The organism is Amycolatopsis circi, assembly GCF_003385235.1.
GTDB classification, from domain to species: Bacteria; Actinomycetota; Actinomycetes; order Mycobacteriales; family Pseudonocardiaceae; genus Amycolatopsis; species Amycolatopsis circi.
Genome location: NZ_PQIA01000194.1, coordinates 1 through 12,940, shown reverse-complemented (window position 1 = coordinate 12,940; position 12,940 = coordinate 1). Strand labels below are relative to the sequence as shown.

Below are 12,940 nucleotides of genomic sequence, written 5' to 3'. Positions count from 1 at the left end.
CACCACCACCCCGCCGGGCACCACCGCGTTCACCTACTCCCTCCGCGGCAAAACAACGCTCAAGCAGCTGAACGCCACCCTGCCGCTCGGCCCCGGCAGGCTCGAAGCGAAGCTCGACGCGGCCGCGGGCAAGTTCGACGCCCAGTTCGCCCTGCCCAAATCGGACGTGTACTTCCGGCTGTTCGGCTTCCTCCCGGCCTCCGCGACCGTCAAGCTGAGCCAGGCCGGAGCGATCGACGGCACGTTCGCCGGCGGCGCGGTCAAGGCGAACGCGAAGGTGGACGTCCAGCTCGCCAAGGTACGGCTGTTCGGCTTCCCGATCATGACGTCGAACTCCTGCCGCACGAAGACTCCGGCCGAGGTGCCGCTCTCCTCGGCGTCCGGGTTCGACCCCGGCGCGGGCGGCAAGCTGACCGCGACCTACACCATCCCGGCGTTCACCGGCTGCGGCTTCCTGACCGGCTTGATCACCGATCTCGCCTCGGGTCCTGGCAACAAACTGGACGTGACGCTCACGCGGAAGTGAATTAACGCCGCGAAAACGCCGACCGGCGTGACAAGAACGCGGAAAGCCTTGTGCCGCAACGAGAATCGTCAGTAGCTTCGGGAGGAACGTCTTCGATGAGGAAGTCCGAATGTCTGCGCTGACCCGGTTCTCACTGCCGCTGGTACTGGTGCTGGCCGCGTTCTCGCTGGGCTCCGCGCAAGCCGCGCCCGGCGAGAACGCGCCAGCACCGGCGCCCGCCGCCGCCACTAATTTCCCGGTCGGGTTCTACGTCGGCGACGCACAGCAGCCGACCACCAGCCACGTCGCGAAGCTGGGGTCGGACATCAGCTTCCCGCAGGGCCGTTTCGACGGCGCCCTGCTCGGCCTCAGCGGCCGCGTGCCATTGACCGGCAAGCTCAGTATTCCAACGACCGAAAGCTATTTCGTCGCCTTCCGGTTCATGCCGGCCACCGCCACCGTCGAACTCGTCCCGGACGGCGACGTCACCGGCACCACCCAGGTGCTGACCGGCAAGGACACCAACTGCAAACGGACGGGGACCAACCTCTGCGCCGATTCCGAGGTCACCGCGAAGGTCTTCGTCAAGCTGTCGAACGTGAAAGTGGACGGCAGACCGCTCGACGTCGGCCCGGACTGCCGCACCGCGCAGTCCGCCGAAGTGACCCTGAAAGCCTTGCTGCCGCTGGCTTTCCCCGCGCCACCGGCCAAGGTGACAACCACGTTCACGACTCCGCCGTTCACCGGCTGCGTCGGCCACGAGGACCTCAGCCGCCTGTTCACCGGGCTGGTTTCCGGGCCGGGCAACACTTTGACGACCGATCTGGTGCTCCGGTGCGTCGGAAGCTCCGGGCCGAACGGCTGCGGGACGGCGCCGTGACGACCCTGCTGACCCAGATCCCCCGACGGGCGGTGAGCGGCCTCCGCGAGTTCGGCCGGATGTGCGCGATGGGCCTGGACATCATTCTCGCGATGTTCCGCCGCCCGTACCAGGTCCGGGAATTCGTCCAGCAGTTCTGGTTCATCGCCAGCGTGTCCATCTCGCCGGCGATTCTCGTCTCCATCCCGTTCGGTGCGGTGATTTCGCTGCAGCTCGGCTCGCTCACCAGCCAGATCGGCGCGCAGCAGTTCAACGGCGCGGCGAGCGTGCTGGCCGTCGTGCAGCAGGCCAGCCCGATCGTCACGACGCTGATCATCTCCGGCGCGGGCGGCAGCGCGATTTGCGCCGACCTCGGCGCGCGCACCATCCGCGAGGAGATCGACGCGATGGAGGTGCTCGGCGTTTCGGTGATCCAGCGGCTGGTCGTGCCGCGCGTGCAAGCGGCGGTCCTCGCCTGCGTGCTGCTCAACGGCCTGGTCAGCGTGGTCGGGGTGCTCGGCGGCTACTTCTTCAACGTGATCGTCCAGGGCGGTACGCCCGGTGCCTACCTGGCCAGCTTCAACGCGCTCGCGCAGCTGTCCGATCTCGTTGCCAGCTCAGTGAAAGCAGTCATCTTCGGCTTTCTCGCCGGAGTAGTGGCGTCCTACCGAGGCTTGAATCCGAAGGGCGGGCCGAAAGGGGTCGGCGACGTCGTCAACCAGTCGGTCGTCATCACGTTCCTGTTGCTGTTCTTCGTCAACACTGTGCTGACCGCCCTGTACCTGCAACTCGTTCCGGCGAAGGGAACCTGAGTGGTCAACCTCAGCAAGCCCGGCGACAAGCTGTTCGACCTCGGCGACCAGCTGCTTTTCTACGTCCGCGCGATCGCGGCCGTTCCGCTCGCCGTGACCCGCTACTTCCGCGAGGTCGTGCGGCTGCTGGCCGAAGTGACGTTCGGCAGCGGCGCGCTCGCGGTGATCGGCGGCACGATCGGCGTGATGGTCGGGCTGTGCGTGTTCACCGGCGTCACGGTGGGGCTGCAGGGGTTCAGCGCGCTCAACCAGATCAACATTTCGGCGATGACGGGCTTCCTGACCGCGTACTTCAACACCCGGGAGATCGCGCCGCTCGTCGCCGGGCTCGCGCTTTCGTCCACTGTGGGCAGCGGGTTCACCGCCCAGCTCGGCGCGATGCGGATCTCCGAGGAGATCGACGCGCTCGAGGTGATGGCCGTGCGGAGCATGCCCTACCTCGTGACGACGCGGATCGTCGCCGGATTCATCGCGATCATCCCGTTGTACGTCATCGGGTTGCTGATCTCCTACCTCGGCTCCCGGCTGACCACGGTGGTCTTCTTCGGACAGTCCGGCGGCACCTACGACCATTACTTCACGCTGTTCCTGCCGCCCGTTGACGTGCTGTGGTCCTTCGGAAAAGTGCTGGTGTTCAGCGTCGGGGTGATTCTCACGCACTGCTTTTACGGCTATCGTGCGAGCGGCGGCCCGGCCGGCGTCGGGGTCGCGGTGGGCCGGGCCGTGCGGACGTCCATCGTGCTGATCAGCGTGCTCGACTTGTTCCTCTCGCTGGCGATCTGGGGCGCGACGACCACGGTGAAGGTGTCCGGATGAACCGGCTGGCCACGCAGCTGGCCGGGGTCGCGTTCCTCGGCGTGCTCGCCCTTCTCGGATACCTCGCGGTGGCGATCTACGACAAGGATTTCGACGACTCGGCGCTGGTGACGCTGGAGGCGGACCGGGTCGGAAGCCAGCTCACGCCGACCGCCGAGGTGAAGGTCAAGGGGGTGCCGTTCGGCGAGGTCCGGGCGGTGCGCAGCACGGCGGCCGGAGCCGAGATCGACCTGGCGCTCGACCCGGCGAAGATCGGGCAGCTGCCGGGCAACGTCTCCGCGCGGCTGCTGCCGAAGACGGTGTTCGGCGAGCGGTACGTCAACCTCGTGCTGCCCGCTCGTCCGGTCGGTGCGCTGCGCGCGGGCGACGTCATCGCACAAGACCGCTCCGCCAACGCGATCGAACTGGAGCGCGTGCTCGGCGATCTGCTGCCGTTGCTGCGAGCGGTCCAGCCGGAGAAGCTGAACAGCTCGCTCGGCGCGATCTCGCTCGCCCTCGACAACCGCGGGAAACCGCTCGGCGACAGCATTGTGCAGCTGCAGGACCTGCTGGCCAAGCTGAACCCCTTGCTGCCGCAGTTCAAGGCCGACATCACCGGGCTCGCCGACGCGGCCGACGTCTACACCGGGGCGGCCCCGGACATCCTCCAGGCGCTGAGCGACTTGTCGACCACCGCGAAGACCATTGTGGACACTCGCGGCAACCTCAGCAGCCTCTACTCGAGCGTGACCGGAGCCGCCGGGAACCTGAACGACTTCCTGCGGAAGAACGCGGACAACATCATCGGCGTTTCCGCCGCGAGCCGGCCGTCGCTGGAACTGCTGTCGCGGTACTCGCCCGAATTCCCCTGCCTGTTCGATGCCGTCGACCGGCTCAAACCGTTGATGGAAAAGGCGCTCGGCAAGGGAACGAACGAACCGGGCCTGCACGTGACGCTGACCGTTCAGGACCCGCGCGACAAGTACGTGCCCGGCCGCGACAGCCCGCGTTACGACGCCACCGGCGGCCCGAAGTGTTACGGCGGAGGTGCGGCCGCTGGAGCCGCCGAGGGTGACCTCGGCCCGGCGAATTCGCAGGGGGAGCGGCAGCTCGTCGCCGAACTCTTGAAGCCCTCGTTGGGCGAGGTTCCCGACTGGAGCAGTGTCCTCATCGGACCGGCACTGCGCGGAACGGAGGTGACTGTCCGATGAAGAGCGTCGCGGGCCCCACGTTCAAAGGCCTGGTTTTCTTTGTGGTCACCGTGTGCGCGACCGCCGTGCTGGCGATCACGATCGCCAATTCGAACGTCGGCACGACGGTCGGCTACACCGCCCGGTTCACCGACGCGACCTCGGTCAATCCCGGCGACGAGGTCCGCATGGCGGGCGTGCGGATCGGCCAGGTCGACGAGGTGCGGGTCGTCGAGCACCGGCTCGCCGACGTCTCGTTCTCCGTCGACCGGACCCACCGGCTCACCGCCGCGGCCTCGGTCGTCATCCGCTATCGCAACCTGGTCGGGCAGCGCTACCTCTCGGTCGACCCCGGACCCTCCGGTGCGTCGCCGACGCTCGATGACGGCGCGCTGATCCCGCCGGACAAGACGAAACCGGCGCTCGATCTGACCATGTTGTTCAACGGCTTCAAACCGCTGTTCCAAGCCCTGTCCCCGAAAGACGTCAACCAGCTGTCCTTCGAGATCATCCAGGTCCTGCAAGGCGAGGGCAGCACGATCGAGAGCCTGCTCCAGCACACGGCGTCGCTGACGTCCACGTTGGCCGGAAAGGACGCCGTCATCGGCAAGGTGATCGGCAACTTGAATACGCTCCTCGACACCGTGAACGCGCAGGGCGACCAGTTCGACGCCCTCGTGGACACGACGGCACAACTCGTCACCGGCCTCGCCGCGGACGCGAAGCCGATCGGGCAGGCGATCGGCGGGCTCGGCGAACTCACCACGTCTACCGCCGGGCTGCTGCAGGCCGGCCGCCAGCCGCTCAAGGACAGCATCTCCGCGCTCGGCGACCTGTCCAAGAACCTCGCCGACAACACGCCGGTGTTCGAGCAGTTCATCGCCAACCTGCCGAAGAAGCTCGATCGCATCGGCACGATTTTCTCTTACGGATCCTGGGCGAACTTCTACCTCTGCTCGGTGCGGACCGATGCGAAGCCCGCCCCCGGCGGGCCGATGCCCGGTATTCCGGTGACCGCTGCGAGGTGCCGGTGAAACCGCCCCGGATCAAACCGTTCCGGCTGCGCAACCCGATTGCCGTCGGTGCGGTGACCGCGCTGCTCATGGCGCTGGTCGGCACCGCGACCTTCTTCTCCGACGACCTGCCGATCCTGGGCGGCGGCACGACCTACAAGGCGGAGTTCCGCGAGGCCGCCGGGCTCAAGCCGAACGACGAGGTCCGGGTCGCCGGGGTGAAAGTCGGAGAGGTCACCGGAGTCGGGCTGGCGGGGGACCACGTCGAGGTCCTGTTCCGCGTCAAGGACACCTGGGTGGGCAACCGGACGACCGCGGCGATCAAGATCAAGACTTTGCTGGGCCAGAAGAACCTCGTGCTCGATCCGGTCGGCGACGGCGAGCTGAACCCGGACCAGCCGATCCCGGTCGGGCGGACGAGTTCGCCGTACGACGTCACCGCGGTTTTCAACGACCTGGCCGGAACCGTCGGAGCCATCGACACCGGCCAGCTCGCGCAGGCGTTTCGTACCCTGTCGGAGACGCTCGGCGCGTCGGCGCCCAGCGACGTCCGGACCGCGTTCAACGGGATCGCCGCCCTGTCGCAAACGCTCGCGTCCCGCGACGACGAGCTGGTGAAGCTGTTTCAGAACACCAACAAGGTGTCGAAAACGCTGGGCGAGCGCTCCAACCAGATCCAGGCCCTCATCCGCGACGGCACCACGCTGCTCAAGGAACTGAACGACCGCAAGGACGCGATCGCGAAGCTGTTCAGCGGCGTCAAGAACCTCTCGATCCAGCTGCGCGGGCTGGTCGCGGAGAACCAGAAGACCCTCGGGCCCGCGCTCGACCAGCTCGACCGCGTCGCGACCGTGCTCCAGCGCAACCAGGGGCGGCTCGAGGACAGTTTGCGGTTGGCCGGTCCGTTCTACCGGCTGCTCGGCAACGCGGTCGGCAACGGCCGGTGGATCGACACCTACCTCTGCGGGCTCGTCCCGAACGGCGCCACACCGGGCAGCTGCCTGCCACCGAAGAACGGGGGACGCTGATGGCGCACCAGCTCATCGACCTGGGAGCCCAGGCACGCAGGCGGGCCAGGCTGCGCGCGCTCGCGCTCGGCGTGGTGTGCGCGCTTCTGGTCATGGCGGGATGGCAGGTGGCGGCCGCGCCGCGCGATCGCACCCTGACCGCGTATTTCAGCGCCGCCGTCGGCATCTATCCGAACTCGGACGTGCGCGTTCTCGGAGTCGCCATCGGCTCGGTGTCCAAAGTGGAGCCGAACGGCACTGACGTCAAAGTGACCATGACGCTCAAACCGGACGTGCGGCTGCCCGCCAACGCCGGCGCGGTCGTCATCACGCCCAGCCTCGTCGCCGACCGGTACGTGCAGCTCACGCCCGTCTTCACTGGCGGCCCCGAGCTGGCCGACGGCGCGTCGATCCCGCGCGAGCGCACCGCGACGCCGGTCGAGGTCGACGATCTGCTGCGCAGCCTCAACCAGCTGATGGCGGCGCTCGGCCCGCAGGGCGCCAACAAGGACGGCGCGGTCAGCGACGTCCTGACGAAATCGGCCGAGTACCTCAACGGGAACGGCCAGACGATCGGGCAGGCGATCAAGAATCTCGGCGAATTCGCCCGTGCCGCAAGCGATTCCAAGGACGATCTGTTCAGCTCGGTCGACAACATCAGCAAGTTCACCGCGATGCTCGCCGCCAACGACGGGCAGGTGAAGCAGGCCATCGCGCAGATCTCGTCGCTCAGCAAAGTCCTCGCCGACCAGCGCGACCAGTTCTCCGGCGCGCTGACCGAACTGACCCAGGCGCTGGGCGTCGTGCAGGGGTTCGTCAAGGACAACCGGGGCAAGGTGCAGTCCGATGTGGACAAACTGGCCGGCGTCACGAAGGTGCTGGTGAACCAGAAGGACTCCCTCGCCGAGGCGCTGAGCGCGGCCCCGAACGCGCTGACGAACGTGCTCGGAGCCTACGACCCGGACGCCGGGCTCATCGACGGCCGCGGCAACCTCCTCGAATTCCCGGAGACGAAATGAAATCCCCGGCGAAGGCCGCTGCGGTGCTGACCCTGGTTCTGGTCACGACCGGATGCGGGACCGGGGTGAGCGTGTACGACCTCCCGCTGCCCGGCGGCGCCGCGCTCGGCGACCACCCGATCCACGTCACGGCGAGCTTCACCGACGTGCTCGACCTGGTGCCGCAGTCCGGCGTCAAGGTCAACGACGTGCCGGTCGGCCAGGTCGCGAAGGTCGAACTCGCCGCGGACGGGCACAGCGCGATCGTGGACCTGGTGCTCAACGGCGACGTCGACCTGCCTGCCAATGCGGTCGCGCGGCTGCGGCAGGCGAGCATCCTCGGCGAGAAGTTCGTCGAACTGGCCCCGCCGCCCGACGCGACGCCCTCGGGCAAGCTCGTCGACCGGGCCGTCATCCCGCTCGACCGCTCCACGCTGACCCCGCAGATCGAAGAGGTCTTCGGCGCGCTTTCCCTGCTGCTCAACGGCGGCGGTGTCGCCCAGGTCCAGAACATCAGCCACCAGCTCAACGCGGCGCTCGGCGGCAAGGAAACCGCGGCTCGGAGCCTGCTGTCCAATTTGGACACTCTCGTCAAGGGACTCGACGAACAGCGCGGCGAGATCACCCGGGCGATCGAGAGCGTCAACCGGCTCGCCGAAACCCTGAACGCGCACACCGACCAGATCACCACGACGCTCACCGGCCTGACCCCGGGCATCAGCGTCCTCAACCAGCAGCGGGAGGCGCTGGTCGGGATGCTCAAGTCGCTCGACGGCCTGACCTCGGTCGCCGTCGGCACGGTCAACCGCAGCAAGGACGACCTGGTCGCCGATCTCCAGGCCCTCGCGCCCCTGCTGCGGCGGCTGGCCGATTCCGGGGACAAACTGCCGAAGGCGATGGAGATGATCTTCACCTTCCCCTTCCCGGACGCCGCGCTGGACGCGATCCGCGGCGACTACCTCAACGGCTTCCTGAAGACAGGCCACTGATGCTCACCAGGTTCGTGCGCGTGCAGGTGACGTTGTTCGTCGTCCTCGCCGTCGTCGGCGTCGCCTACGTCGGGGCGACTTATGCCGGTCTCGACAAGGTGTTCTTCGACCGTGGCTACACCGTGAAGGCGCAGTTTCCCACTGGCGGCGGCATTTTCACCAACGCCGAGGTCACCTACCGGGGAGTGCCGATCGGCCGGGTCGGCCAGCTCCGGCTCACCCCGGCCGGGATGGAAGCGGATCTCGACCTCGACTCCGGCACCGCGCCCGTCCCCGCGGACACCGAAGCCGTCGTCGCCGACCGGTCGGCGATCGGCGAGCAGTACGTCGATCTGCGGCCGCGCACCTCCGGCGGCCCGGTACTGCACGACGGCTCAGTGATCACCCAGGACAACACGAAAATCCCGCTCCCGGTCGACACCGTTCTGTCTACTGTGGACTCGTTTGCCGCGTCGGTGCCGAAGCCCGCACTGCGCACCGTCGTCGACGAGCTGTACAACGCGACGTCCGGTGCTGGTCCCGCGCTGGACCAGCTTGTCGGCCGCGGCATCGAGTTCGTGCAGGCGGCGAGCGCGCACGTCGCGCCGCTGACCCAGCTCGTCACTGACGCGCACACCGTCCTCGACACCCAGGCGCAGCAGGCGGACGCGATCCGCAGCTTCGGCGCCAACGCCAAACTGCTCGCGTCGACGTTGAAACAATCCGACGGAGACCTCCGCAAGCTCATTCCGGCAGTGCCCGCTGCCGCGAACGAAGTCGGTTCGCTGATCCGCGACTCCGGGCCGCAGCTGGGCGTGCTGCTCGCGAACTTGCTCACCACTGCGGACGTCCTCGAATCCCGGCAAAGCGGGATCCGGCAGCTGCTGATCACCGCACCGCGGGCGGTCGGCGCGGTCAGCTCGGTCGTCCGGCCGGACGGCGCGCACTTCGGGCTCTCGCTGTCGTTCTTCGACCCACCCCCGTGCACGACCGGATACGCGACGCCGTACCACGACGGTCTCGACACCTCGACCAGACCGCTGAACACTGCCGCGCGCTGCGCGCTGCCGAAGGGCGACCCGACGAACGTGCGGGGTTCGCAGAACGCACCGGGAGGACAGCCGTGAGGATTTTCGCGCCGCTGGCCCAGATCGCCGCGATCCTCGCGACCGCGGCGGCCGGGTGGGCCGGGTACACGTGGTGGCAAGCCGCGCACGACGACGGCGTAGCACGCGCGGTCGTCCGCGAAGACGCGTTGCGGGCCGGGCGTTCCGCGATCGCCGGACTGACCACTTTGGACTATCGGCAGGCGGCCGCCGGATACCAGCACTGGCTGGACGTGTCCGGCGGCGCGCTGCACGACGAGCTGGTGCAGGACCGGCAGGGCAGCCTCGACCGGATCGCACAGGCGAAAACCGTCACCGTCGGGAAGGTGAACGACGCCGCGGTGACCGAAGTGGACACCGGTGCGGGCACCGCGAAGCTGATCACGTCCGTCGAGCTGGTCGTCACGCCCGCAGGCCAGGAGGCGGTGACCAAGCGCTCCCGGTTCCAGGCCGAGTTGACCCGTGCGCCGGACGGGTGGCACGTCACCGCATTGGGCCAGGTTCCGGCAGGGGAGGCACCGTGACCACGCGGATGAAGAAGCGAACCGTCAAAGTCGCCGGACGATACCGCGAGCCGGTGACTTCGGAACCGGACGACGCCGTCGATGTTCCGGTTGAGGAGCCCGCGGTCGAGGAACCGGCCGAACCTGCCGTACCGCGGAAAAGCCGAGCACGGCTGGTGTTCGCGGCCGTCGCGGTCGTGATGGCCGCGCTGGCGGGGTGGTTCATCGTCGAGGCGCGCCACACGAACGCTGTTGTCGCACACAACACCGCACTGTCCGACGTGTCCGGCACCGCGGACGCGGGGAAGCAGATCAGCTCCGCGCTCGGCACGCTTTTCTCCTACCGCTACGACGATCCGGCCAGCAACGACCGGGCGGCCAAGGACCTGCTGACCGGTCCCGCGCTCACCCAGTACGCCCGGCTTTTCGGGCAGGTCCGCCAGCTCGCCGCCGAGCAGAAGCTCGTCGTGACCTCGACCGCCGTCGCGTCCGGGGTGAAACTCCTGGACGGCGATCGCGCGGCGCTCCTGGTATTCCTCGACCAGACCGGCACCCGGGGCGACGGGCAGCGCAGCACCGGGGCCGCGCAGCTGAGCGTCACCGCCGAGCGGACCGGCGGGAAGTGGCGGATCACCGGGATGTCCGCCGCCTGAGCGCTGCTCCGGCAAAAGTCCGTGAGGGGAACCCTGAGGGACTCAGAGTCCCTCAGGGTTCCCCTCACGGACGGCAAAACGGCGGCGGCGGGTTAGGGGAGAGTGGCGCGGAGGGCCAGGATCAGCTCGAAGCGGTCGTCCGGGTCCCACAGCCTGCCCTCGAACATCGTTTCCAGCTCCTGGGCGCGAGAGCGGACGGTCTGCGGGTGGATCGCCAGCCGGTCCGCCACCTCGCGGACGTTCCCGCGCGTCTCCAGCCAGGCGAGCAACGTCCTGGCCAGCCGGCTGTATTGCTTCGCGGTCAAGGCGGCCAGCGGAGCCAGTCGACGGCGGGAGACGTTCGCCGGGAGCAACGGGTCCTTGTGCAGCAGCAGCGTCGAAAGATGGTCCGCGCACCAGGTCAATGGCTCGTCCGGGAGCACGTTGGCCGCGACCAGGTGCAACGCCTCTCGCGCCGCCGTCAGCGATCGGCCCGCCCGGTGCGGAGGCACTGGCGGGCCGATCGCCGCCCGGTGACCCGCCAAGGCGGCGGCGAGCGGGCCTCGTTCCTCGGGCATCGCCAGCAACAGCCGCGGCGCCGCGTCTTCGAGGTCTTCGAGAGCGTCGAGCCCGACGACGTCGGCCGGTCCGTCGAGAGCGACCGCTACCAGTCGCCGGGGCAACGGCCACGCCGCGTCCGAGGCGGCTTCCTCCAGCGCCTGGATGGGCGTCGGCGGTTCGGAGAGCAGCAGATCCAGCAGCCGCCGCCGTCGGCGTTCCCGCGCGCCCGTCGCCCGGGCCCGCGCGGCCGCGTGCCCTTCCACCGACAACGCCGACAGTTCGTCGATGTAGGCGAAAATCGCTTCGGCCAGCAGGCACAGCGTCGCGGGCGGCACCCCGGCCCGGGTGCCCGCTTCGGCCATCCGCCGCCAGGTCACGCGCGCGCCGACCCGGTACGCGGCTTGCAGGACGTCGAGGTTGCGGCCCTGCTCGAACTCGTGCACGCCCAGCGCGACGAACACCTTCCGGCGATCGTCGGCGACCGCGCCCGCCGTCGCGATCCGGTCGACGAACTGCAGGATCGCCGCCTGCACGCCGCCGCGCAGCGCTTTGCCGAACGGGCCGTCGAGGGGCTGCGCGTAGCCGGGCACGGTGCGCTGGATCTCGCGCAGCACGTCGTCGGCGACGTCCAGCAGCCGGGGCCGGAACACCGCGGCCAGCTCGCGGGGGAGCATCGCCCACAGCCGCCCGGGCCGTCCGTCTCCGCTCAGCATCGGTCCGAAGGCTGTCTCGCCGGACAGTCCTGTCACATGCCTCACCACTTCGCTGGGATGACGCGGGTCAGGAGCCGAGCAGCGCTTCCGCGCGCAGGGCGATCTCCAGGTCGAGCCGGTCGTCTGCGTTGTCGAGCCGGTCGCCGAACAGATCGGTGAGCTGGTGCATGCGGTACCGGACGGTCTGCGGATGCACCTTGAGGATCTTCGCGATTTCGGGTGCGCTGCCGCGGGACTGCAGCCAGATCAGCAGGGTCTCGCCGAGCCGCGCGCGCTGTTTGGGAGTGAGGTCCCGGAATGGTTCCAGGCTGCGCTCGCACAGTTCCCGGACCAGGAATTCGTCGGCGAGCAGCCACAGCGTCGACAGGTGGTCCGCGCAGTGCGTCACCGGCGCGTCCGGCAGCACTCCGCGCTGGACGAGCCTCAGCGTCCGGCGCGCCCACAGCAGCGACCGGGGCGCGTCGGCGAGCCGGACGGAGGGGCCGATCACCGCGCGCCAGCCGGGCAGCCGCCCGGCGAGATCGGCCAGATGCTCGTCCGGCGCTCCGGTGACCAGGCACGGTTCGCCGCCTTCGAGGTCGACGAGGACGTCCGGGTGGAGGTCGGGGGTGGCGAGGCGGTGCTGGCCGGAACGCGGTTCGAGGGCCACGACGGTGACCTCGTCCGGGACCCCCCACTGCGCGGCGGCGGCCTGCGCCGCGATGGTCTGCGGCGCGGACGGCGGATCGGCGAGCAGCAAGTCGAGCAGCCGGCGCCGGCGCCGGGCCAGGTTCCCGGCCGCCCGGGTCTGCGCCGCCGTGTAGCCCTCGATCGACAGCGCGGAAATCTCGTCGACGTAGGCGAAAATGGCTTCGGCACTGGTGCAGAGCGTCTCCGCCGGGAGCCCGGCGGTCTGCCCGAACTCCGCGAGATGCCGCCACGCCACCCGGCCGCCGACGCGGTAAGCGGTCTGCAGGCAGTCGAGGCTGCGGCCCTCGGCGAACTCGATCTTGCCGAGGTCGCGGAACACCGCCGACCAGGCGGCGGCGGGCGCGGCCGCGGGCTTGCCGACGCTGTCGAGGCACTGGACGATCGCCTGCCGGACGCCCCGGGTGATGACGTGCCCGAACGCGCCCTCGATCGGCTGCCGGTACTCCGGCACCGCCAGCTGGACCTCGCGCAGGATGGCTTTCGCCAGCGGGTCGACCCGCGGCGCGAAGCGGACCGCCAGCTCCCGGGGGAGCGACGCCCACAGCCCGAGCGCGCTGGAAGCGCGGACGTGCCGGGGTTCCGCGAGGC

General features: G+C 69.2%; 13 protein-coding genes and 1 pseudogene. 12 read left to right on the top strand and 2 right to left on the bottom strand.

The genetic code is table 11. The annotated features are described in order from the left end of the window. From D0D37_RS43135 to D0D37_RS43080, 12 genes and pseudogenes are all read left to right on the top strand, one after another. Positions 1 to 526, top strand: a pseudogene (locus D0D37_RS43135) (DUF6801 domain-containing protein); the annotation flags it as partial. A 109-nt stretch (positions 527 to 635) separates the two neighbouring features. Next, the gene (locus D0D37_RS43130; RefSeq protein ID WP_116206340.1) at positions 636 to 1,385 is read left to right on the top strand and encodes a hypothetical protein; all 750 of its coding nucleotides are present in this window, start codon (positions 636 to 638) and stop codon (positions 1,383 to 1,385) included. A 59-nt stretch (positions 1,386 to 1,444) separates the two neighbouring features. Then, on the top strand, positions 1,445 to 2,176 hold the full coding sequence (locus D0D37_RS43125) for an MlaE family ABC transporter permease (protein ID WP_406643124.1): 732 nt from the start codon (positions 1,445 to 1,447) through the stop codon (positions 2,174 to 2,176). Next, positions 2,177 to 2,992, top strand: coding sequence for an MlaE family ABC transporter permease (locus D0D37_RS43120; protein WP_116206339.1), 816 nt, complete (start codon positions 2,177 to 2,179; stop codon positions 2,990 to 2,992). It abuts the gene before it with no gap. Then, complete coding sequence (locus tag D0D37_RS43115) at positions 2,989 to 4,182, top strand: MCE family protein (protein ID WP_116206338.1); 1,194 nt, start codon at positions 2,989 to 2,991, stop codon at positions 4,180 to 4,182. Before D0D37_RS43120 ends, D0D37_RS43115 begins: the two co-directional genes overlap by 4 nt. After that, positions 4,179 to 5,195, top strand: a complete 1,017-nt coding sequence (locus D0D37_RS43110; protein ID WP_116206337.1) for an MCE family protein — start codon at positions 4,179 to 4,181, stop codon at positions 5,193 to 5,195. The genes D0D37_RS43115 and D0D37_RS43110 overlap by 4 nt, the downstream gene beginning before the upstream one ends. Continuing rightward, complete coding sequence (locus D0D37_RS43105) at positions 5,192 to 6,202, top strand: MCE family protein (protein WP_244223880.1); 1,011 nt, start codon at positions 5,192 to 5,194, stop codon at positions 6,200 to 6,202. The genes D0D37_RS43110 and D0D37_RS43105 overlap by 4 nt, the downstream gene beginning before the upstream one ends. After that, positions 6,202 to 7,200 (top strand): MCE family protein, encoded by a 999-nt coding sequence (locus D0D37_RS43100; protein WP_116206336.1) that lies wholly within the window; start codon positions 6,202 to 6,204, stop codon positions 7,198 to 7,200. The genes D0D37_RS43105 and D0D37_RS43100 overlap by 1 nt, the downstream gene beginning before the upstream one ends. Further along, entirely contained in the window at positions 7,197 to 8,168 is a 972-nt protein-coding gene (locus tag D0D37_RS43095) for an MCE family protein (protein WP_116206335.1), read from the top strand. Before D0D37_RS43100 ends, D0D37_RS43095 begins: the two co-directional genes overlap by 4 nt. Then, a complete protein-coding gene (locus D0D37_RS43090) occupies positions 8,168 to 9,274 on the top strand; it encodes an MlaD family protein (protein ID WP_116206334.1) in 1,107 nt (368 codons plus the stop codon). Before D0D37_RS43095 ends, D0D37_RS43090 begins: the two co-directional genes overlap by 1 nt. Then, on the top strand, positions 9,271 to 9,777 hold the full coding sequence (locus tag D0D37_RS43085) for a hypothetical protein (RefSeq protein WP_116206333.1): 507 nt from the start codon (positions 9,271 to 9,273) through the stop codon (positions 9,775 to 9,777). The genes D0D37_RS43090 and D0D37_RS43085 overlap by 4 nt, the downstream gene beginning before the upstream one ends. Beyond that, positions 9,774 to 10,409, top strand: a complete 636-nt coding sequence (locus D0D37_RS43080) for a hypothetical protein (RefSeq protein ID WP_116206332.1) — start codon at positions 9,774 to 9,776, stop codon at positions 10,407 to 10,409. Before D0D37_RS43085 ends, D0D37_RS43080 begins: the two co-directional genes overlap by 4 nt. A 92-nt stretch (positions 10,410 to 10,501) precedes the next feature. On the opposite strand, the gene D0D37_RS43075 is transcribed toward D0D37_RS43080, so the two are convergent. Together D0D37_RS43075 and D0D37_RS43070 are read right to left on the bottom strand one after the other, a co-directional pair. Continuing rightward, entirely contained in the window at positions 10,502 to 11,662 is a 1,161-nt protein-coding gene (locus D0D37_RS43075; RefSeq protein WP_244223879.1) for a PucR-like N-terminal domain-containing protein, read from the bottom strand. Between the two features lie 67 nt (positions 11,663 to 11,729). Continuing rightward, positions 11,730 to 12,896 carry a PucR-like N-terminal domain-containing protein gene (locus D0D37_RS43070; protein WP_116206341.1) on the bottom strand — a complete coding sequence of 389 codons (1,167 nt, stop codon included), beginning with the start codon at positions 12,894 to 12,896 and terminating at the stop codon, positions 11,730 to 11,732. Between the last annotated feature and the right edge of the window lie 44 nt (positions 12,897 to 12,940).

Coding starts and splice junctions, on each gene's coding strand:
- D0D37_RS43115 (WP_116206338.1), top strand. CDS start 2,989: ATGAACCGGCTGGCCACGCAGCTGGCCGGGGTCGCGTTCCTCGGCGTG.
- D0D37_RS43090 (WP_116206334.1), top strand. CDS start 8,168: ATGCTCACCAGGTTCGTGCGCGTGCAGGTGACGTTGTTCGTCGTCCTC.
- D0D37_RS43130 (WP_116206340.1), top strand. CDS start 636: ATGTCTGCGCTGACCCGGTTCTCACTGCCGCTGGTACTGGTGCTGGCC.
- D0D37_RS43125 (WP_406643124.1), top strand. CDS start 1,445: ATGTGCGCGATGGGCCTGGACATCATTCTCGCGATGTTCCGCCGCCCG.
- D0D37_RS43075 (WP_244223879.1), bottom strand. CDS start 11,662: ATGCTGAGCGGAGACGGACGGCCCGGGCGGCTGTGGGCGATGCTCCCC.
- D0D37_RS43100 (WP_116206336.1), top strand. CDS start 6,202: ATGGCGCACCAGCTCATCGACCTGGGAGCCCAGGCACGCAGGCGGGCC.
- D0D37_RS43095 (WP_116206335.1), top strand. CDS start 7,197: ATGAAATCCCCGGCGAAGGCCGCTGCGGTGCTGACCCTGGTTCTGGTC.
- D0D37_RS43110 (WP_116206337.1), top strand. CDS start 4,179: ATGAAGAGCGTCGCGGGCCCCACGTTCAAAGGCCTGGTTTTCTTTGTG.